The 20,437-nt window shown below is 62.6% G+C and carries 18 protein-coding genes and 8 tRNA genes; 17 read left to right on the top strand and 9 right to left on the bottom strand.

Going from position 1 to position 20,437, the window contains the following annotated elements; translation table 11 throughout:
* The first annotated feature begins 316 nt into the window (after nucleotides 1-316).
* Nucleotides 317-766 carry a hypothetical protein gene (locus EBS11_RS13435; RefSeq protein ID WP_290603447.1) on the top strand — a complete coding sequence of 150 codons (450 nt, stop codon included), beginning with the start codon at nucleotides 317-319 and terminating at the stop codon, nucleotides 764-766.
* A 183-nt stretch (nucleotides 767-949) separates the two neighbouring features.
* Here the strand turns inward: EBS11_RS13435 and panC are convergent, their stop codons facing one another.
* The 5 genes from panC to metG form a co-directional block, all read right to left on the bottom strand.
* A complete protein-coding gene (gene panC / locus EBS11_RS13430) occupies nucleotides 950-1,789 on the bottom strand; it encodes a pantoate--beta-alanine ligase (protein WP_290603446.1) in 840 nt (279 codons plus the stop codon).
* A gap of 54 nt (nucleotides 1,790-1,843) precedes the next feature.
* Nucleotides 1,844-2,785, bottom strand: a complete 942-nt coding sequence (locus EBS11_RS13425) for a ScpA family protein (RefSeq protein ID WP_290603445.1) — start codon at nucleotides 2,783-2,785, stop codon at nucleotides 1,844-1,846.
* 17 nt (nucleotides 2,786-2,802) lie between these two features.
* Nucleotides 2,803-3,012 (bottom strand): DUF3460 family protein, encoded by a 210-nt coding sequence (locus tag EBS11_RS13420; protein WP_290603444.1) that lies wholly within the window; start codon nucleotides 3,010-3,012, stop codon nucleotides 2,803-2,805.
* 107 nt (nucleotides 3,013-3,119) lie between these two features.
* The gene (locus EBS11_RS13415; RefSeq protein WP_290603489.1) at nucleotides 3,120-3,599 is read right to left on the bottom strand and encodes a GNAT family N-acetyltransferase; all 480 of its coding nucleotides are present in this window, start codon (nucleotides 3,597-3,599) and stop codon (nucleotides 3,120-3,122) included.
* 19 nt (nucleotides 3,600-3,618) lie between these two features.
* Nucleotides 3,619-5,781 (bottom strand): methionine--tRNA ligase, encoded by a 2,163-nt coding sequence (gene metG / locus EBS11_RS13410; protein ID WP_290603443.1) that lies wholly within the window; start codon nucleotides 5,779-5,781, stop codon nucleotides 3,619-3,621.
* Nucleotides 5,782-5,928: 147 nt separating this feature from the next.
* Between metG and apbC the strand changes: the two genes are divergently transcribed.
* On the top strand, nucleotides 5,929-7,017 hold the full coding sequence (gene apbC, locus EBS11_RS13405) for an iron-sulfur cluster carrier protein ApbC (protein WP_034758315.1): 1,089 nt from the start codon (nucleotides 5,929-5,931) through the stop codon (nucleotides 7,015-7,017).
* A 148-nt stretch (nucleotides 7,018-7,165) separates the two neighbouring features.
* The gene (locus tag EBS11_RS13400) at nucleotides 7,166-7,573 is read left to right on the top strand and encodes a DUF4399 domain-containing protein (protein WP_290603442.1); all 408 of its coding nucleotides are present in this window, start codon (nucleotides 7,166-7,168) and stop codon (nucleotides 7,571-7,573) included.
* Between the two features lie 57 nt (nucleotides 7,574-7,630).
* Here the strand turns inward: EBS11_RS13400 and EBS11_RS13395 are convergent, their stop codons facing one another.
* A complete protein-coding gene (locus EBS11_RS13395; protein WP_290603441.1) occupies nucleotides 7,631-7,801 on the bottom strand; it encodes a hypothetical protein in 171 nt (56 codons plus the stop codon).
* Nucleotides 7,802-8,024: 223 nt separating this feature from the next.
* Between EBS11_RS13395 and EBS11_RS13390 the strand changes: the two genes are divergently transcribed.
* Nucleotides 8,025-9,713, top strand: a complete 1,689-nt coding sequence (locus EBS11_RS13390) for an alkaline phosphatase family protein (RefSeq protein WP_290603440.1) — start codon at nucleotides 8,025-8,027, stop codon at nucleotides 9,711-9,713.
* A 76-nt stretch (nucleotides 9,714-9,789) separates the two neighbouring features.
* Here the strand turns inward: EBS11_RS13390 and EBS11_RS13385 are convergent, their stop codons facing one another.
* Together EBS11_RS13385 and lysA are read right to left on the bottom strand one after the other, a co-directional pair.
* Nucleotides 9,790-11,355, bottom strand: coding sequence for a phospholipase D family protein (locus EBS11_RS13385; RefSeq protein ID WP_290603439.1), 1,566 nt, complete (start codon nucleotides 11,353-11,355; stop codon nucleotides 9,790-9,792).
* A gap of 73 nt (nucleotides 11,356-11,428) precedes the next feature.
* A complete protein-coding gene (lysA, locus tag EBS11_RS13380; protein WP_290603438.1) occupies nucleotides 11,429-12,667 on the bottom strand; it encodes a diaminopimelate decarboxylase in 1,239 nt (412 codons plus the stop codon).
* A gap of 145 nt (nucleotides 12,668-12,812) precedes the next feature.
* Between lysA and EBS11_RS13375 the strand changes: the two genes are divergently transcribed.
* The 7 genes from EBS11_RS13375 to EBS11_RS13345 all read left to right on the top strand — a co-directional run bounded on the left by EBS11_RS13375 (nucleotide 12,813) and on the right by EBS11_RS13345 (nucleotide 15,995).
* Nucleotides 12,813-13,724, top strand: coding sequence for a LysR family transcriptional regulator (locus EBS11_RS13375; protein WP_290603437.1), 912 nt, complete (start codon nucleotides 12,813-12,815; stop codon nucleotides 13,722-13,724).
* A gap of 70 nt (nucleotides 13,725-13,794) precedes the next feature.
* A complete protein-coding gene (gene gltX, locus EBS11_RS13370; RefSeq protein WP_290603436.1) occupies nucleotides 13,795-15,201 on the top strand; it encodes a glutamate--tRNA ligase in 1,407 nt (468 codons plus the stop codon).
* Between the two features lie 125 nt (nucleotides 15,202-15,326).
* Nucleotides 15,327-15,402: transfer RNA gene (locus tag EBS11_RS13365), tRNA-Ala, on the top strand.
* 67 nt (nucleotides 15,403-15,469) lie between these two features.
* Nucleotides 15,470-15,545: transfer RNA gene (locus tag EBS11_RS13360), tRNA-Glu, on the top strand.
* A gap of 135 nt (nucleotides 15,546-15,680) precedes the next feature.
* Nucleotides 15,681-15,756 (top strand) — tRNA-Ala (locus EBS11_RS13355).
* Between the two features lie 37 nt (nucleotides 15,757-15,793).
* Nucleotides 15,794-15,869 (top strand) — tRNA-Glu (locus EBS11_RS13350).
* A gap of 50 nt (nucleotides 15,870-15,919) precedes the next feature.
* Nucleotides 15,920-15,995: transfer RNA gene (locus EBS11_RS13345), tRNA-Ala, on the top strand.
* 262 nt (nucleotides 15,996-16,257) lie between these two features.
* Here the strand turns inward: EBS11_RS13345 and EBS11_RS13340 are convergent.
* The gene (locus EBS11_RS13340; RefSeq protein WP_290603435.1) at nucleotides 16,258-16,494 is read right to left on the bottom strand and encodes a hypothetical protein; all 237 of its coding nucleotides are present in this window, start codon (nucleotides 16,492-16,494) and stop codon (nucleotides 16,258-16,260) included.
* Between the two features lie 146 nt (nucleotides 16,495-16,640).
* On the opposite strand from EBS11_RS13340, the gene EBS11_RS13335 reads away from it, so the two are divergent.
* From EBS11_RS13335 to EBS11_RS13310, 6 genes are all read left to right on the top strand, one after another.
* Entirely contained in the window at nucleotides 16,641-17,720 is a 1,080-nt protein-coding gene (locus EBS11_RS13335) for a DUF5694 domain-containing protein (protein ID WP_290603434.1), read from the top strand.
* Between the two features lie 203 nt (nucleotides 17,721-17,923).
* A tRNA-Glu gene (locus EBS11_RS13330) sits at nucleotides 17,924-17,999 on the top strand.
* A gap of 124 nt (nucleotides 18,000-18,123) precedes the next feature.
* Nucleotides 18,124-18,199, top strand: a tRNA-Glu gene (locus tag EBS11_RS13325).
* An 88-nt stretch (nucleotides 18,200-18,287) separates the two neighbouring features.
* Nucleotides 18,288-18,363, top strand: a tRNA-Glu gene (locus tag EBS11_RS13320).
* A gap of 98 nt (nucleotides 18,364-18,461) precedes the next feature.
* Nucleotides 18,462-19,631, top strand: coding sequence for an elongation factor P maturation arginine rhamnosyltransferase EarP (gene earP, locus EBS11_RS13315; protein ID WP_290603433.1), 1,170 nt, complete (start codon nucleotides 18,462-18,464; stop codon nucleotides 19,629-19,631).
* Between the two features lie 135 nt (nucleotides 19,632-19,766).
* Nucleotides 19,767-20,342 (top strand): elongation factor P, encoded by a 576-nt coding sequence (locus tag EBS11_RS13310; protein WP_092799733.1) that lies wholly within the window; start codon nucleotides 19,767-19,769, stop codon nucleotides 20,340-20,342.
* Nucleotides 20,343-20,437: the final 95 nt, after the last annotated feature.

Below are 20,437 nucleotides of genomic sequence, written 5' to 3'. Positions count from 1 at the left end.
TTGGATAAAGATGGCATTCCTGGTTTGAGTGTGCAGATGGCATCAACAATGCATGTCGCGGCGGCTACCCGGGCCGGTACCGCCGTGCCATGCGCATCGGCGCAGCGCGGCTTGCCGCATGCGCGAACAGCAAGCCGGCACGCACGTGCGCCAGTGCAAGGAAGAGGAGGGCAGTGGCGTTCCACCGGCTGCGCACAGGACATTGCGCAAAGGAATGAAACATTTCTCAAAGTTAACTTTACACGTCAAATAATTTGGCCCATGATCGCTGCACGATTTCCCCTTTGTCCCCGACCCCGACAAGAAGGAGCGCAGCATGCGCCGAGTACCCGTATTATTTTTCGCCTTGAGCACGGCCTTGCTGGCCGCCTGCGGCGTGAGCATCGAGCAGGCCGGCGTCGCGCCTGTTGTTGCCGAGGCGCAGGAGCCTGCCGCTGCCGCGCCTGCGGAAGGCGACGGCCGGCATGCCTACCTGCACCGCGTGGGCGGCCATGATTATGTCAGCCTGAGCCAGAGCAGCCCGCAAGGCGGCTTGCCTGTCCTGGTGGGGCCGCAGCGCCATGCGCACGCCATCCGGCTGCTGGCAGCGGACCCGGCCCAGGCGCGCGCCATGCTGCGCAGCCTGAAGCTGCCCGCGCACCAGCGCAAGCTATGGGGAGGCGAGGAAATCGTGCTCGATGCGGCCAGCTATGACATGCTGCAGGCGGCACGTGGCCGGGGCAGGGCAATGTTTGCCGAGCTCAGGCTGGTAGGAATGGACAAATAGGGAAACGGGGCCGCATGGCCCCGTCGTGATGGTATCTGGAAACATCGGGCAAAACCGTGGCGGGCGGCGAGGCGGCGAGGCGCCCCCGTTGACCCGGGACGCGCGGCCGCGCGTTGCGCGGGGCCGCCCGGACAGCGATCAGCGCAGGCGCGACCCGCGACGCGCAGCTGGTTTTGTCGGAGGTCAGATTTCCAGGTTGTCGATCAGGCGTGTCTGCCCTAGCTTGGCGGCGGCCAGCACTACCAGCGGTTCGCCGGCAGCCAGTTCGGCGGCGTTGGGCGCCTGCAGGTTGGCGCGCTTGCGCACGGCGATGTAGTCCGATTTCCAGCCGCGGCCATCCAGCAGCCGCATCGCCGCCTGTTCCAGTTCGCCCACGGCCAGGTTGCCCTTGCGCACTTCCTCGGCGACGAAATTGAGGCCCTTGTACAGTTCCGGCGCTTCCGCGCGTTCGCTTTCCGACAGGTACATATTGCGCGACGACAAAGCCAGGCCATCGTCGGCGCGGTAGGTTTCCGCGGCGATGATTTCCGTCGGCAGGGCGAACTGGCGCGCCATGTTGCGGATAATCATCAGCTGCTGGTAATCCTTCTTGCCGAACACGGCCACTCTGGGACCCACGCAGGAGAACAGCTTGGTGACGACCGTGCACACGCCTTCGAAGAAGCCGGGGCGGAATTCGCCTTCCAGGGTATTGCCCAGGTCATCGGGCGGGCGCACGCGGTATTCCTGCGGTTCCGGATACAGTTCCTTTTCCGTCGGGGCAAACAGCACGTACACGCCTTCCTTTTCCAGCTTGGCGATGTCGGCTTCCATGGTGCGCGGATACTTTTCGAAATCCTCGTTCGGGCCGAATTGCAGGCGGTTGACGAAGATCGAGGCGACGACGGGGTCGCCATGCTTGCGCGCCAGGCGCATCAGCGACAGATGGCCTTCGTGCAGGTTGCCCATGGTGGGAACGAACGCCGTGCGCAGCTGTCCGCTGAGCTGGTCGCGCAATTCTTCGATGTCGGAAATAATTTTCATGGATTGCTTTCGCTAAAACCCCGTTGTACGGTGGTCAGTGACAAAGGGAAGGGATCAGGCGGGCGAATAGGCCAGCCGGACGTAGATGGGTGCAAACGGTTCGGCTTGCGTAATTTCGATCAGGGTTTCCTTGGCCAGTTCCAGCAGGGCCACGAAGTTGACCACCACCACGGGCACGCCGCCGGCAATGTCGAACAGTTCGCTGAATTCGACGAAGCGCGACGATTGCAAATGGCGCAGGATGCTCGACATGTGCTCGCGCACGGAGAGTTCCTGGCGGCTGATGCGGTGATGCTGGGTCAGCTTGGCACGCTTCAGCACGTCGAGCCACGCCTGCTGCAAGTCCACCGGTTCCACGTCGGGCCAGGTGGGCGTGAGGCTTTGCTCGATGAAAATCTGCGTGCGCACGAAATCGCGCTCGAACTGGGGAATGGCATTCAGGTCGTAGGCGGCCAGCTTGATCTGCTCGTATTCGAGCAGGCGGCGCACCAGCTCGGCACGGGGATCGCCGCCGTCTTCCTCGACGTCGCTCTTGCGCGAAGGCAAGAGCATGCGCGACTTGATCTCGATCAACATGGCCGCCATCAGCAGATACTCGGCGGCCAGTTCCAGGTTGCGCACGCGGATCTGGTCCACATATTTCAGATATTGCAGGGTCACCTGCGCCATCGGGATATCGAGGATGTTGAAGTTTTGCTTGCGGATCAGGTAGAGCAGCAAGTCGAGCGGGCCTTCGAAGGCTTCGAGGAAGATTTCCAGCGCGTCCGGCGGAATGTACAGGTCCGTCGGCATGCGCAGCAGGGGTTCGCCGTACAGGCGGGCGATGCCCGCTTCGACCGGATCGGCGGCGGGCGCCGTGTCCGTGGGGGCAGATGCTGCAGATGTTGCAGAGGCGCCGCTGCCGTCGCCGCCAGCGGCGGCTTCGGGCGACTCGATGACCGCGTTCACGTCCTGGGCGTCCTGCCCGGGCGTGCCCGCCGACTCTTCAGGCAGCATCGTGCCGGTTCCAGGTCTTAGTTCTTGTTCTGGTAAACGTAGGCCTGTTGCTTGACGGCCGATGCCATCTGGCGTTCCTGCTCATCGATGCTGACGGGCGGCTTGTCCCACAGCAGGGCGCGGCCCGCTTGCTGGCCCGCTTCCATGCCAGGATTCTTGGCTTTCAGTTCGGCGATGAACAGGGTGTGGTCGGATACGTAGTTGGTGTGTTTTGCAGGCAGTTTCATAGTGTCTTCTGAATGTCTTATAAGTAAGGTCAGCCGGCCGTATTCTACCGCGCCGGCTGCGCTGGCGGGTTGTTGTATGGGCAAGCCAGGGGCAAAAATGCTAAAAATCAATACCTTAGCAGGCGCCGCATCACCATCGGCGCCGGTTCGGCGGGGTTGGCGTGCGAATATTCCAGTTCCTCGGCCAGGTCGAATTCGAAGGCCGCGTAAAAATCGATGAGCTTGCGCTGGTCGCGCCGCACGGCCAGGCGCAATTCTTCCGCCTGGCACGACAGGCCGTGATGAATGATGGCTTCGAGCAAATGTTGCGACACATTGCTGCCCCGGTAGGCGGGCAGCACGCCCATGCGCGCGATCTTCCAGATGGCGGGATCGCTGTCGAGCGGCATCCAGCGCAGCGAGCCGGCCGGCACGTCGTCGACCAGCAGCACGAAACCGCCGCCCTGGCGCAGCTGCGCTTCCACCAGCTCGGCCGTCTCGTGGTGTCCGCTGGACGAGGCGGCGACCTTGCCGGCCCACGCGGCGCGGGTCAGGTCGGCAATCAGCTGTGCATCGGCATTTGTTGCTTCGCGCACCACGATATTCATCATCGGTTCCTGTCTGTCCTTAACGGATGCGCATGCCAGGTTCGGCGCCTGGCCACGGGTTCAGGATGTAGATGCCCGGATTGGCCTTCTCGTCGGCGGCGGATGCCGCCATGACCATGCCTTCGGAAATGCCGAACTTCATCTTGCGCGGCGCCAGGTTGGCCACCAGCACCGTCAGCTTGCCGACGAGTTCTTCCGGCTGGTAAGCCGAGCGGATGCCCGAGAACACGTTGCGCAGACGGCCTTCGCCCGCATCGAGGGTCAGGCGCAGCAGCTTGTCGGAACCGTCGACCAGTTCGCAGTTGACGATCTTGGCGATGCGCAGGTCGACCTTGAGGAAGTCGTCGATCTTGATCTCGGGCGCCAGTTCCTCGATGGCCGAGGCCGGTGTTGCAGCGGTTGGCGCGGGCGCGGCGTCGTTGGCGGCGTCGCCGGCCGGCGCGGCGATGGCGGCCGCTTGCGGCGCGTCAAACAGCGCTTCGATCATCTTTGCATCCATGCGCGTCATCAAATGGCTGTAGGCGCCGATGGTGCGGCCCAGCATGCTGTTCGAGACGGCGTCGCCGAACACCTGCGTGTCGGCCCAGGTGAACTCGGCGTCGTTGAGGAAGGAAGCCACGTTCTTGGCCACGCCCGGCAGCACCGGCGACAGCAGAATCGTCAGCTGGCGGAACAGGATCAGGGCCGTCGTGCACACGTCGTGCAGCTCGGCCGTCTTGTCCGCATCCTTGGCGAGGATCCACGGTTTGTTTTCATCGACATACTGGTTGGTGATGTCGGCGATTTCCATGATTTCGCGCAAGGCCTTGCCGAATTCGCGGTTCTCGAAGTGCGCGGCGATGCTGGCCTGGCGTTCGACGATGACGCCGTTCGCGTCCACGGTCAGGGCGCGGTTGATCCAGCTTTGCGCGCCTTCCGACAGCGTCGATGCCAGCTTGCCGTCGAAACGCTTGGCGATGAAGCCGGCGCAGCGGCTGGCGATGTTCACGTATTTGCCGATCAGGTCGCTGTTCACGCGGGCCACGAAGTCGTCGCCGTTGAAGTCCAGGTCTTCCACTTTGGAGTTCAGCTTGAAGGCGATGTAGTAGCGCAGCCATTCCGGGTTCATGCCCAGGTCCAGGTAGCGCAGCGGCGAAATACCCGTGCCGCGCGACTTCGACATCTTTTCGTTGTTGACCGTCAGGAAGCCGTGGACATTGACTTTCAGTTTGTCGATCACCGGGTGGCCGGCGAATTTCAGCATGGCGGGCCAGAACAGCAAATGGAAGGAAACGATGTCCTTGCCTATGAAGTGAATTTGTTCCGTGGCAGGATCGTTCAGCAGGGCGTCGAAATCGAGGCCTTTCTTGTCGCAATAGTTTTTCAGGCTGGCCAGGTAGCCGACCGGCGCGTCCATCCACACATAGAAGAACTTGCCCGGCGCATCGGGAATCGGGATGCCGAAGTAGGGCGCATCGCGCGAGATATCCCAGTCGGCCAGCTTTTCACCCGCTTCGCCCAGCCATTCGCTGACCTTGTTGACCATTTCCGGCTGCAAGCGGCCCGGCGTGTTCAGCCAATCCTTGAGGAATTCGAAGCAGCGCGGGTCGGACAGCTTGAAGAAATACTGTTCCGACGGCTTCATCACGGGCGTCGCGTTGGTGAAGACGGAGAAGGGGTTGACCAGGTCGGTCGGCTGGTAGGCTGCGCCGCACACTTCGCAGTTGTCGCCGTACTGGTTCTTGGCGCCGCATTTCGGGCATTCGCCCTTGATGTTGCGGTCGGCCAGGAACATGCCTTTGACCGGATCGAAGAAGCGGTCGACGGTTTTCGTGACGATCAGGCCAGTATCGCGCAGCTTGCGGTAGATCGATTGCGACAGATCAACGTTTTCCGGCGAATCGGTCGAATACCAGTTGTCAAAAGCGATATGGAAGCCGTCCAGATACTGGGCGCGGCCGGCGGCGATGTTGGCGACGAATTGCTGCGGCGTGATGCCTTCCTTTTCGGCGGCGATCATGATGGGCGTGCCATGCGTATCGTCGGCGCCCACAAAGTGCACTTCACGCCCGGCTGCGCCATCGCGTTGCATTCGCTGGAACCGGACCCAGATATCGGCCTGGATGTATTCCATGATATGGCCAATGTGAAAAGCGGCGTTTGCGTAAGGCAGGGCAGTGGTGACGAACAGCTTGCGAGTCATGATTGATGCACTTTTGGGATGGATAATAGGGCATTTTAACAGCGGAAACGCAATATGAGCAGATGCAGGGCTGGCAAGTAGTGCTTTTGTTTCCATCGCGCCATGCAAATTTACGCTAGACTGCGCGTATTGCATACGGAGATAGTCATGAGCATCACAGTAGAAGACGTCAAGGCCGCACTGGCCCAGGTTATTGATCCCAATACACATAAAGATTTCGTTTCCAGTAAAACCGTCAAGAATCTGAAGGTCGATGGCGACGATATTTCGCTCGACATCGAACTGGGTTATCCGGCGAAAAGCCAGATCGACCTGATCCGCAAGTCCGTGCTGGCCGCGCTGCGCGTGCTGCCGGGCGTGGGCAACGTCAGCGTGGGCGTGTCGTCGAAGATCATTTCGCACACGGTGCAGCGCGGCTTGAAGCCGATGAGCAACGTGAAAAACATCATCGCCGTCGCCTCGGGCAAGGGCGGCGTGGGTAAATCGACGACGGCCGTCAACCTGGCCCTGGCCCTGGCGGCCGAAGGCGCTACGGTCGGCATGCTGGACGCCGACATCTATGGTCCGTCGCAGCCGATGATGCTGGGCATCAGCGGCCAGCCGAAGACCCTGGACGGCAAGAGCATGGAGCCGATGGAAAACCATGGCCTGCAGGTGTCGTCGATCGGCTTCATGATCGATCCGGACGAGCCCATGGTGTGGCGCGGCCCCATGGTCACGCAAGCCTTGCAGCAGCTGCTGGACCAGACCAACTGGCGCGACCTCGATTACCTGATCGTCGACATGCCGCCAGGCACGGGCGATATTCAGCTGACGCTGTCGCAGAAAGTGCCCGTCACGGGGGCCGTGATTGTGACCACGCCGCAGGACATCGCGCTGCTGGACGCGCGCAAGGGCTTGAAAATGTTCGAGAAAGTCGGCATTCCCATCCTCGGCGTGGTGGAAAACATGAGCACGCACATCTGCTCGAACTGCGGCCATGCGGAAGAAATCTTCGGCGCCGGCGGCGGCGCGAAGATGTGCGCGGACTTCGGCGTGGAATTCCTCGGCGCCTTGCCGCTGACCATGGCCATCCGCCAGCAGACGGATTCGGGCACGCCCACCGTCGTGGCCGAACCGGAAGGCCCGGTCGCCGTGATCTACAAGCAGATCGCCCGCACCATCGCCATCAAGGTGGCGGAAAAGGCGAAGGACATGACGAGCAAGTTCCCTAGCATCGTCATCAAGAATGATTAAACGATAGCAAGCTTTAACCCAAGGCAGAGACTGGGGGCGAATCCTCAGGGTTCGCCCCCGGCCCTTCATGGGGCAACAATCCTGCGCCACTGCCAGCAGGAATATGGTTTCATGCAGTCCGTGTTGTTATTAAACAAGAGGAGACATCATGCACCTGAACACAGTATTCCTGCGCCGCAGTATCGCCGTGATCGCCGCCAGCCTGCTGGCCGCCAGCGCCTATGCCCAATCCGTGTCATTCGTCGAGCCGGCTGACGGCGCGACAGTCACCAGTCCGTTCAAGGTCAAGTTTGCCGTCAGCGGCATGGCCGTCAAGCCGGCCGGCGACATGACGGCCAAGACGGGCCACCATCATCTGCTGATCAATACGGGGCCGATGAAGGCGGGCGACATGATCCCGATGGATGACAAGCATTTGCATTTCGGCAAGGGGCAGACGGAAACGGACGTCACCTTGCCGCCGGGCCAGTACACGCTCACCATGCAGTTCGCCAATGGCGCGCACCAGTCGTACGGGCCGGAGCTGAGCAAAAGCATCCAGGTGACCGTGAAGTAGGCGGAATTTGCCAGATAGCGTGCCGGGCGCCAGGAATGGCCTCCGGCACTGTTTTTTTCAGCCCGCCTTTTTCGGCCAGATGCGCGACGCAAGCAGCGCGAGGGCGAAGACGCACACGCCCACAAACAGTGCGCGCTGCCAGTCCGGGGCGTGCTCGGCCGTAAAAAGATAGCCATACAATACCGTGCCCGTCGCACAGCCTGCGCCCGTGGCGAATGCCTGTTTCATTGGATCTCCTCGTCTCGTGTCGGCCTTGCCGGCCAGCCCGGCTGCCTCGCATGGGCCGCCTTTCTGCGCGCAGATTATCATAAAAGCAATTGCGTGGAAACATTTCTCTACGTGCAAGGCCGGATGGCTTCTGTCATCATCGCGTCATATAGTTTGCGTATGCTGCCCGGTGCCGAAAAGGGCGCGTGGCGCCCTTGCGAACAATTTTGATAAACGAGCGGATATGACGAAGAATTTCTCCCTTTCCCGGCAACTGGCGCATGCGCTGCTGCTGGTGTCGAGCGTGGCGGCTGGCCAGGCGCATGCGGCCAAGGCCGTTCCTGCCGTGCCTGTCACGGCGGCGCAGCCGAAGCTGGTGGTGGTGCTGGTGGTCGATGGCTTGCCGCAAGAGCAGGTGACGCGCTACCGCGAGCAGTTCGGGCCGGGCGGTTTCCGCCGCCTGCTGGAGCAGGGCGCATGGTTCAGCGATGCGCACCAGGCGCATGGCATCACGGTGACGGCCATCGGCCACTCGGCCGTGCTGTCGGGCGCCTATCCCTACCAGCATGGCGTGATCGGCAATAACTGGATCGATCCCGTCACGAAGAAATCCGTGTACTGCACCGAAGACGGCAATTTCCACTACATCGGCGAAGAAACGAAGCCGGACGACGGCACGTCGCCCGTGAAGCTGCGCGTGAGCACCCTGGGCGACGAACTGCGCTACGCCACGGGCGACAAGGCCAAGGTCGTCACCGTGTCGGGCAAGGACCGGGGCGCCATCTTGCTGGCCGGCAAGACGGGCACGGCCTATATGTACATGGAAAAGACGGGCAATTTCGCCAGCAGCACCTATTACATGCAGCAGCATCCGCAATGGGTGCAGCGCTACCAGGCGGCCAAGCCGCAGGACCGCTACTACGGCAAGAGCTGGACGCCGCTGCTGGCCGACGGCGCCTACGTCAACGATGCGCGCGACGACCTCGTGGCGGCCAAGCCGGGCACGCGCAACACCTTCCCCTTCGCCTATTACAGCGACAGCGGCAACCTCGATGGCGATTACTACAGCCGCCTGAAGGCCGGTCCCTTCCTCGACGAGCTGACCCTGGAATTTGCCCGCGCGGCCGTCGATGGCGAGAACCTGGGCCGCAACCCGGCCGGCGTGCCCGATATCCTGGGCGTGAGCCTGTCCTCGCACGACTATGTGAACCATGCCTATGGCCCGGAAAGCAAGATGTCGCATGACCACCTGCAGCGCCTGGACCGCATGCTGGCCGGCTTCTTCGCCGACCTGGACAAGAAAGTCGGCATGGACAACGTGCTGGTGGTGCTGACGGCCGACCATGGCTTTGCCAATGTGCCGGAATTTACGGAAGCGCGCGGCGGCTTTTCCGCCAAGCGCATCGACGGCGACAAGCTGGCCGCAAGCCTGAACCAGCACCTGGCCGCGACCCTGGGCGTGGACAAGCTGGTGACGACCTGGTCGATGCCGAATATCTACCTCGATTACGCGCTGGCGGAAAAGAACGGCATCCAGCGTGCCGCCCTGGAAGACGCGGCGGCCCGCTTCCTGCTGCAGCAGGATGGTCTGTCGCAGATCTACACGCGCACGCAGATGGAGTCGGGCGCGGTGGCCACGCGCATGGATACCCTGATGCGCCGCGCGTGGAACCGCCAGCTGTCGGGCGACCTGATGGTGGTGACGAAACCGGCCTGGTACTTCGGCAAGGGCGTCGGGGGCACCTCGCACGGCTCGCCGTACACCTATGACACCAACGTGCCGCTGATGGTCTTCGGCCCGCGCTGGATCAAGCCGGGCGCGTATGGCGAATACGCGGAAGTGGTCGACATCGCGCCTACGCTCGCCCACCTGCTGCGCATCCGCCAGCCGTCGGCGTCGGAGGGGCGCATTCTGACGGAGGCGGTGCGTTAAAGAACCCCAGTGCGAAAACCCGGGGTCGGACCCTGAGGGTCCGACCCCAGGATTTGCCGGTGGGTTGGCTGTTAAATTACAGCAGCCAGTCGATCGGCAGCACCGACAAGATCGCCACCCCCATGCGCTTCCACACGCTGGCGCCCGGTTCCGTGTCGTAGCGCGTGGTCGTGCCGTTGGCGTTGCGGGCGATCCAGTACAGCGAACCGTCTGGATTCAGCAGCACCTGGTAGGCGCGCTGCGGGATGGTCGTGCGCATGGCTTGCCCCAGCTGGCTGGCCAGCGCGGGGCTGTCGATGACGAGGCCCATTTCCGTGTTCAGTTCGATGGAGCGGGGGTCGAAGTTGAACGAGCCGACGAAGATGCGCTGGTCGTCGACGGCAAAGGTTTTCGCGTGCAGGCTCGATGCGGAGCTGCCGAAGCGGCCCGGCTGTTCGCGCGCGTCTCCCGCTTCCCACGAGCGGCGCGATTCGTACAGCAGCACGCCCGCTTCCAGCAGCGGCTTTCGCCACTTCGCATAACCCGCATGCACGGCCGCCACGTCGGTCGCTTCCAGCGCATTCGTCAGGATGCGCACGCCCACGCCCTTGTGCGCCAGGTCGGCAAAGGCCTGGGTGCCCGCCTTGCCGGGGACGAAATAGGGGGAAATCAGGTCCAGCTCCTTGTGCGGCACGCCCAGCAGGTTTTCCAGGTTCTCCGCCACGCCCGTGCCGGGCCGTGCCTGGTCCAGCACCTTGGCCGGATCGTCGCTGATCATGCGCGTCTTCGCCCATTCGAACGGCAACTGGCGCTCCATCAACTGCCTGACGAAGGGCGAGGTGCGCAGCGCCTGCACGTATTCCCCGGCCGCCCGGGTGTCGTCGATGCGGTCCGCCTCGGCGGCGATGGTGGCCGCGTCGCCTTCCACGGGCCTGGTCAGCAGCAGCTGCGCCGGGTAGGCCGAGGCGCTGTTCCAGTAGCGGTCGAATTCATGCGACACCTCGTCGACGACGGGACCGACGGCCAGCACGTCCAGGTCGGCAAACAGCACGTCGCCGGCCGCGCCGAAGTATTCATCGCCCACATTGCGCCCGCCGACGATGGTGGCCTGGTTGTCTGCCGTGAACGATTTGTTGTGCATGCGCCGGTTGACGCGCGAGAAATCGGTGACGAAGGCCAGCGCCCGCGGCGAGCGGGGCACGAAGGGGTTGAACAGGCGGATGTCGATGTTTTTCTGCTTGCCCAGCATCGTCAGGATCTGGTCCATGCCCGAGGTGTTGTTATCGTCGAGCAGCAGGCGCACGCGCACGCCCCGTTCCGCCGCCTGGCGCAGGGCGTCGAACAGCAGGGTGCCCGTGATGTCCTTGTGCCAGATGTAGTACTGCACGTCCAGGCTGCGTTCGGCGGCCGCGGCCAGCAGCGCCCGCGCGGCAAACGCATCGCGCCCGTCGGCCAGCGGGTAGATGCCGGATACGCCGGGATGCTGCGCCGCCAGGGGCGCGATGGCCATGCCCAGCCGGGTATCGTCCGTATCGGTGATGACGCTGGAGGCGACGCGGCCTTCCAGTGAAGGCAGGGCGGCGCAGCCGGCAAGGACGGCGGACAGCAGCAGGGGCAGCAGGATGCGCATGACGCTGCGCGAGGGAGATACATGGACGGGCATGGCAAGCTTTCATCGAGTTGCCCCGATGTTAGCAGATGTGCATGCCCGCACGCGGGCGCGTGCCTGAAACGGCTTAGAACTGTTCCAGGGCGATCAGCTCGGCCACCGTCTGGCGGCGGCGGATCAGGCGGGATCGCTCGCCATCGACGAGGTATTCCGCCGCGTGGGGACGGCTGTTGTAGTTCGACGACATCGACGCGCCATACGCGCCGGCGCCCTCGAAGACGACGTAGTCGCCCACCTGCGCGGCGGGCAGCAGCCGCGTTTCCACCACTCCGCCATCGCGCTGGGTAAACACGTCGCCCGATTCGCACAGGGGGCCGCCGACGACGGTGGCACGCTGCGCATCCAGGGCACGGCCGTCATGCGCGATGACGGACATGGCGTGGTAGCTGCCGTACATGGCGGGGCGCATCAGTTCGTTGAAGCCCGTGTCGAGCAGGGTGAAGTGGTTGCCGCCCATTTGCTTGGTGGCGCGCACTTCGGCCACCAGCAGGCCGGAATCGGCGACGAGGAAGCGGCCCGGCTCGATTTCCAGGTGCACGGCGTGGCCCAGGTGCGCCTCGATCTGCTTGCGCGCCGCGTCCCACAGCTGGAAGTAGTGGTCCGTGTCGACGGGCTGTTCGCCATCGCGGTAGGGCACGGACAGGCCGCCGCCCGTGGAAATGGCTTCGATGTCGTGGCCCATGTTCTTCACCAGGTCGACCATGGTGCCGCAGACGGTTTCCAGGTGGCTGTAGTCGACGCCGGAACCGATGTGCATGTGCAGGCCCACCAGGTGCAGCCCGTGGGCGCGGATGACGGCCAGCGCTTCCGGCAGTTCTTCATGCCAGATGCCGTGCTTGCTGTTTTCGCCGCCCGTATTGGTCTTGTTGCTGTGGCCATGGCCGTAGCCCGGATTGATGCGCAGCCAGACGCGGTGGCCGGGCGAGACGGGGCCCAGCTGGCGCAGCATGTCGACGGAGCCGCAATTGACTTCGACCTTCGCCGCCACCACGCGCGCCAGGGTGGCACGGTCGAACAGGTCGCAGGTGAACACGACGCCGGCGGCGCCGTTGGTTTGCGCCGGCGCAAAGCCTGCCTGCAGCGCGCGCTCGATCTCGCCCAGCGAGACGGCGTCCACGTGCACGCCCGCCTCGCGCATCAGGGTAAGCAGATGGATGTTGGAATTGGCCTTTTGCGCGAAGCGCACGGTGTCGAACTGCGCCAGCTGGGCGATGCGCGCGCGGATGGTGGCCGCGTCGTACACCCACAGGGGCGTGCCGTGTTCCTGGGCGAGTTGGGCGAGGGTGGCGTCTGGCACTGGTTTCATGGTGTGGGCTCTGTCATATTAGGGAGGGGCCGGATGGCGCGGGTCTTGTCCGCGCATCCGGCCTGCGATGCTGCTCATGATGGGGCTTTTGCGTATAAACATAAAATATCTATTTGCGCTGACCTTATTCATTTATGATATGCCCATGACCATCTCCCTGCGCCATATCGAGGTTTTCCGCGCCATCATGACGACGGGCAGCGTGACGGCCGCCGCCGCCATGCTGCATACCTCGCAGCCCACCGTCAGCCGCGAGCTGGCGCGCCTCGAGCATTTGACGGGCCTGACCCTGTTCGAGCGCGACCGGGGGCGCCTGCGCCCCACGGCCCAGGCGCTGCAGCTGTTCGAGGAAGTGCAGCGGGCGTATTTCGGCCTGGAGCGCATCGTCAGCACGGCCACGGCCCTGCGCCAGTTCGACCAGGGGCAGCTGTCGATCGCCTGCCTGCCCGTGTTTTCGCAGTCGCTGCTGCCGCAGGCGTGCAGGCGCTTCGTCGCCGATTTCCCCAAGGTGAGCATCAGCATCACGCCGCAGGAGTCGCCGCTGCTGGAGGAGTGGCTGTCGGCGCAGCGCCATGACATCGGCCTGACGGAAGTGGGCAATGCGCCGCCGGGCACGGCGCTCGCCACCCTGATGTCCGTCGACGAAGTGTGCGTGCTGCCGGACGGCCATGCGCTGGCCGCCAAGGCCGTGCTGGCGCCGGCGGATTTCGCGGGCCAGCCTTTCATCAGCCTGGCCGCCGTCGACCCCTACCGCCAGCAGATCGACGCCATCTTCGCGCAGGCGGGCGTGGAGCGGCGCATGGCGCTCGACACGCACAGCGCCGCTTCCGTCTGCGCCATGGTGCGCGAGGGCGTGGGCGTGGCCATCGTCAACCCGCTCACGGCGCTCGACTATGCGGGGCAGGGCTTGCAGATCCGCCGCTTCGGCGTTTCGCTGCCGTTCACGGTCAATCTCGTGAAGCCCCTGCACCGGCCCCTGTCGCAGCTGGTGGCCCTGTTCGAGCAGGCGCTGCATGCGCAGGCGGACGCCGTCAAGCGGCGCCTGCAGCTGCTCTAGGCGTGCCAGTGGAGCGGCGGCAGTCAACAGAGTAAAATGGTGTTTTCTTCATTTCAGCCTGATTACTTCGATGACCACAACCGCTACTCCCGTGCGTACCCGCTTTGCCCCCAGCCCGACCGGCTACCTTCACCTGGGCGGCGCCCGCACCGCTTTGTACAGCTGGGCCTTTGCCCGCCACTTCGGCGGCACCTTCGTGCTGCGCATCGAAGACACGGACGTGGAACGTTCGACCCCGGAAGCCGTGCAAGCCATCATCGAAGGCATGCAGTGGCTGGGCCTGGACCACGACGAAGGTCCGTTCTACCAGATGCAGCGCATGGACCGCTACCGCGAAGTGGTGGCGCAGATGCTGGCTGAAGGCACGGCCTACCACTGCTACTCCTCGCCCGACGAAGTCGAGGCGATGCGCGAGCGTATGCGCGCCGCCGGCGAAAAACCACGCTACGACGGCACCTGGCGTCCGGAGCCGGGCAAGACCCTGCCGGCCGTTCCCGCCGACCGCAAGCCTGTCGTGCGCTTCAAGAATCCGCTCGACGGCGACGTCAGCTGGGATGACGTAGTCAAGGGCACCATCACGATTTCGAACCGCGAACTGGATGACCTGGTGATCGCCCGTCCGGACGGCACGCCCACATATAACTTCTGCGTCGCCGTCGATGACTGGGACATGGGCATCACGCACGTGCTGCGCGGCGACGACCACGTCAACAACACGCCGCGCCAGATCAACATCCTGCGCGCCATCGGCGCACCGCTGCCGCTGTACGGCCACCTGCCGATGATCCTGGGTTCGGACGGCCAGAAGATGTCCAAGCGCCGCGACGCCGTCAGCGTCATGGATTACCCGGCGCAGGGCTTCCTGCCGGAATCGATGCTGAACTACCTGGCGCGCCTGGGCTGGAGCCACGGCGACGACGAAGTCTTCTCGGTGGAGCAGTTCTGCGAATGGTTCAACCTCGACCACCTGACCAAGTCGGCCGCGCAGTTCGACCTGGAAAAACTCAAGTGGCTCAATAACCATTACATCAAGCAGGCCGACAATGCGCGCCTGGCCGGCCTGGCTAGAGCGCAGATGCTGGAAGCGGGCGCCGTCTTCGAAGGCGCGCCGGACCTGGCGCTGGTGCTGGGCATGATGAAAGAGCGCGCCAACACGGTTAACGAGCTGGCGGCCGCCTCGATGCTGTTCTTCCGCGAGCCGCAGCCCGATGCCGAACTGGTGGCGCAGCACATCACGGATGCCATCAAGCCCGTGCTGGCGCAGTTTGCCGAGCGCATCGCCACGGTGGAGTGGAGCAAGGAAGCCGTGGCCGCCATGATCAAGGAAGTGCTGGCCGCCAACACCATCAAGATGCCGCTGCTGGCCATGCCTTTGCGTCTGATCCTGACGGGTCAGCTGCAGACGCCGGCCATCGACCAGGTGGTGGTGGTATTCGGCCGCGAGACGGTGCTGGCGCGCCTGGCAAAGTGGCTGTAAGCACGCGCCCTTAAATCGCGTGGAAATTGCGTGCGGAAACCGTCCCCTATGAAAAGTTGCTCATAGACGAAAAAGGGTATTTGCAGAGTGAAACTTCTTTGCTATACTCTTGTTTCTGCACCAACGGGGGTATAGCTCAGCTGGGAGAGCGCTTGCATGGCATGCAAGAGGTCAGCGGTTCGATCCCGCTTACCTCCACCAGCAGCAAAATCGCAGTCAGGTTTTGTTAGTCGTTGAAGTGGTGCAGTTGTTGTTTGGAAGTTCCGCGGTCCCCATCGTCTAGAGGCCTAGGACATCACCCTTTCACGGTGAGTACAGGGGTTCGAATCCCCTTGGGGACGCCAGGTAGTTGTGTTATAGTAGTGGCAGTTGTTTGTACTGATTGTTGTAAGTTCAGGCCGGTCAAAAGACGGGTTCTGGATGGAGAGCAAGTAGTGGAACAAAGTCGCCAAGTGCGGCTTTTATTATTTCTGCGCCCGGGGGGTATAGCTCAGCTGGGAGAGCGCTTGCATGGCATGCAAGAGGTCAGCGGTTCGATCCCGCTTACCTCCACCAACAGCGCAGGAGTAAAGTAGCAAACTGTAGTTCCGTGGTCCCCATCGTCTAGAGGCCTAGGACATCACCCTTTCACGGTGAGTACAGGGGTTCGAATCCCCTTGGGGACGCCAGTTCGGTCTGGTGTTGTTGTCGTAAAGTAGTAGCAGTGTTTCTGCGCCCGGGGGGTATAGCTCAGCTGGGAGAGCGCTTGCATGGCATGCAAGAGGTCAGCGGTTCGATCCCGCTTACCTCCACCAACAGCGCAGAAATCACACGATAATCAAAGTCGCCTCGAGCGGCTTTTTTTATGCCCGGACGGTTTTCCGCCATACCCCCGGGGGAGTGTGGCCAAGCTGTTAGCGCGCTTGCGTGGCATGCAAGAGGTTAGTGCTTAGCTCCCGCCTTACCTCCACCAACAGCGCAGAAATCACACGATAATCAAAGTCGCCTCGAGCGGCTTTTTTTATTTCCGGGCGGTTTGCCGCCATACCCCCCCCGCGGGGGAGTGTGGCCAAGCTGTTAGCGCGCTTGCATGGCATGCAAGAGGTCGGTGCTTAGCTTCCGCCTTACCTCCACCAACAGCGCAGAACTCGCACGATAATCAAAGTCGCCTTGAGCGGTTTTTTTTATTTCCGGACGATTTGCCGGCATACCATCGGGCGCTTCTTTCTCCATTCCTCCCTGTCTTCCTTTTTCCGCATATCTTCTTTGGTGCGCGCACGGCATATCCGCATCAATTGCATTCCAGAATGCCATTTTTGCCGTTCATCGTTTTTGGGCGGACATCGTGCCGTCGGGTGTCTAAGATGCCCTGGTTCGAGCATTGGATGGGCGGGGCTGCGCCTGCCGCCGTTTTTTTAACTATGCGTATCGTCATGAAGTCACTCAATCCCGGAGGTGGAATGTCCCGTTTATTTGCCGGCATGCTGTTCGCCGCTTGCGTCCCGGCGTTCGCCGCCGCGGCGCCTGTCGCGCCCTTCGATCCCGCCGCCCACAAGTTGCAGGCGGGGCGTATCAACGAAGTGATGGTGCTGGGTACGCCACACCTGACGCAGTTGCCGAGGTCGTTTGATCCTGCGCAACTGAGTTTGCTGCATGCGCGCTTGCTGGCGTGGCGGCCGCAAGCCATCGCCATCGAGGCCTTGTCCGGCCTGCAGTGCGCCTACCTGCGCAGCTATCCGCAGCGCTACGCGGATACGGTCAAGTCCTATTGCTGGGATCCTGCTGCCGCACAGGCGGCCACGGGCCTGGATGTGGTGGCGGCTACCGTGCAGGCGCAGCGCCTGCTGGCCGCGTGGCCGGCGGCGCCCGCGGCCGCCCAGCGGCGCATGCTGGCGTCGCTGTTTCTCGCCGGCGGCGAGCCGGCATCCGCGCTGGTGCAATGGCTGCGCCTTCCGGCGGAAGAGCGGCGGGCAGGCGACGGTCTCGATGCGAAGCTGGTGGCCACGCTCAATGACAGGATGCAGCGGCGCGGCGAGGATGTCCTGATCGCTGCCGTCGTGGCGGCAAAGGGCGGGCATGAGCGGGTGTATGCCATGGATGACCATACGGCGGATGAATCCGCCGACGATGCGGCGGAAGAGAAGGCTTACGGCGAGGCGCTCATGAAGGCGTGGGATAACCCGCATACGGCGCAGCGCAAGCGTATCGGCGCAGCGCTGGAGGCGGCGTTGACGACGCCGGCCGCCGTGCTGGCCATGTATCGTGCCTATAACGCGCCGGACCAGGTCGAGATGGTCTTCCGCAGCGATTTTGGCGCGGCGCTGGAAGAGCCGTCGCCCCGGCACTTCGGCCGCAATTACGTGGCCTACTGGGAAACGCGCAACTTGCGCATGGCGTCGAATATCCGTGAGCTCATGATGGCCCGGCCCGGCATGCGCGTCCTGGTGCTGGTCGGCGCATCGCACAAGGGCTACCTGGAAGCGTATCTGGAGCAGATGCATGACGTGCGCATCGTCGGCACGGACGATATCCTGCGCTGAGGGAGCGGGGAGGGACTGGCCGACGTTTCCATGCCTTCCTGTCATGATCCCGTTACCATAGGGGCGGGAAGTGAAATAAGGTGGAAAATAAGAGGCCAGCAGTTGATTTCGTGAATCGCTTCGTGTTAAACTTCGCGCACGCTTTTTTGAGGGGCTGAACAAAGCCTTCAACGAAGAGTCCGCTGAGAGTAAAACCAGCACAGGTCCCCATCGTCTAGAGGCCTAGGACATCACCCTTTCACGGTGAGTACAGGGGTTCGAATCCCCTTGGGGACGCCAGGATTTAGTTGTAAAGTAATATTGCAGTGCTGAATCGGCCTGACAAGTCAGGCTTTTTTTGTTTCTGCGATATTGCTGCAGTACCGGGTCAGGATGTGAAGTCATGCATCCAGGACAGATTTCTGTCCCCATCGTCTAGAGGCCTAGGACATCACCCTTTCACGGTGAGTACAGGGGTTCGAATCCCCTTGGGGACGCCAGATTCGCGTAGTGTGCGGCGCACGCAAGTGCCAGCCGCAAGCAGTAACAGGTCGGGATGCAAAGCAGCGTATCCAGGACAGATTTTCTGTCCCCATCGTCTAGAGGCCTAGGACATCACCCTTTCACGGTGAGTACAGGGGTTCGAATCCCCTTGGGGACGCCAGACCGGCTGAATCAGCCAACAACAAAGCCGCCTGGTAACAGCGCGGCTTTTTTGTTGTCCGCCGTCATCTCAACTTGCATCGTCTTTTTCCGTCGCCCATGCCTCTACCTACCGATCGTGCGCCATCGTTGGCTATCTTCTGCAAAGTCGTCGATAACTACGGCGATATCGGCATCTGCTGGCGCCTTGCGCGGCAGTTGCACAACGAGCATGGCGTGGCCGTCACCCTGTGGGTGGATGATCTGGTCAGCTTTCAGCGCATCTGTCCCGGGATCGATGTGACTGCGCAGGCGCAGCAGGCGTCCGGCGTTACCGTGCGCCACTGGCAAGACCAGGATGGCGTGTTTGCGCCGGCCGACATCGCCGATATCGTCATCGAGTTCTTTGCCTGCGACATTCCGCCCGGCTATATCGCTGCCATGGCGCAGTGCGCACCCCAGCCCGTGTGGCTGAACCTGGAAGGCTTGACGGCGGAAGAGTGGGTCGAGGGCTGCCATGCGCTGACGTCGCCGCGCCACGGCATGATCAAGCATTTCTTCTTCCCCGGTTTCACCGATAAAACGGGCGGCTTGCTGCGCGAAGCATCGCTGGATGCGCGGCGGCAGGCGTTCCAGGCCGATGCGGCCGGCATGGCGGCCTTCCTGGGGCAGTTCGGCATGACGCCGGCGGAAGTTGCTGCATTAAAAGTATCCCTGTTCTGCTACCCGTCCGCGCCCGTGGCCGGGCTGTTTGCGGCCTGGCAGGCAGGGAGCGAGCCCGTCGTCTGCCTGGTGCCGGAAGGCGTCGCGTTCGATGCCGTTCAGGCGTTTTTCGGCGACGATGTGGCGGTCGCGGGCGCGGTGCACACGCGCGGCGCGCTCACCGTGCGCGTGCTGCCCTTCGTGCCGCAGGATGACTATGACCGCCTGCTGTGGGCCTGCGACGTCAATTTCGTGCGTGGCGAGGATTCCTTCGTGCGCGCCCAGTGGGCGGGCAAGCCTTTCCTCTGGCATATCTATATACAGGATGAAAACCTGCATCACGTGAAGTTGCGCGCCTTCCTGCAGCGCTACGCGGTGGATGCGCAAGGCAGCATCGATAGCCTGGTGCAGGCGGCGCTGGCCTGGAATGGCGCCGCTGCCGACCCCTTGCCATGGGGGCGGCTGTGGTCCGCCTTGCGGGCCGACATGCCGCGTATCGTTGCGCGGGCGCAGGACTGGCAGGGACGGATGCAGGCCAATGGCGATCTGGCAAGTAACTTGCTGGCCTTTGCGAGCGCGACGAGATAGGCGCTTGCTCAAAATTAAGGTAAAATGCCCGGTTATTTCTAACGTATTTTTAACCGATCAAACGCAAGCTTGCGGCGCTGATGGCACCCAGGCGGCAGATGATCTTCATGCAACCCACTTTTTACGTACATTCCTATGAAACCCGCAAAAGAAATTCGTGTTGGCAATATCATCATGGTCGACAGCAAGCCAATGATCGTGTTGCGTTCTGATGTCAACGGTTCGAGCCGCACGGGCTTCACCTACAAATGGAAGATGAAAAATCTTCTGACGAACACCCCGATGGAAAACGTGTTCCGCGGCGACGACAAGTTCGACGTGGTTGTCCTGGACAAAAAGCCAGTGACCTATTCGTACTTCGCCGACCCGCTGTTCGTCTTCATGGACGCCGAGTACAACCAGTACGAAATCGAAGAAGAAAACCTGGGCGATGCACTGCATTACCTGAAGGACGGCATGGAATGCGAAGCCATTTTCTACGACGGCAAAGCCATCTCCGTTGAACTGCCTACGACCATCGCCCGTCAAGTGGTGTACTCGGAGCCTGCAGTCAAGGGCAATACTTCGGGCAACGTCCTGAAAGAAGCCAAGATCGAAAACGCCATCGACGCGCACCGCCACACCGTGCAAGTGCCGCTGTTCGTGGCACAGGACGACGTCATCGAAATCGACACCCGTACCAACGAATACAAGCGTGTCGTACGCAACTGATAGATCGCCAGACTGCGCTGCACGCATGGCCCGGCCAACGCCGGACCCGCTTGCTCCAGTTGTTGATCATCAAGAAACGCTGCCCTAGGGCAGCG

This window comes from Janthinobacterium sp. (assembly GCF_009923995.1).
In the GTDB taxonomy this organism is placed as follows: domain Bacteria; phylum Pseudomonadota; class Gammaproteobacteria; order Burkholderiales; family Burkholderiaceae_D; genus Janthinobacterium.
This window is presented reverse-complemented; position numbering and strand designations above follow the sequence as displayed.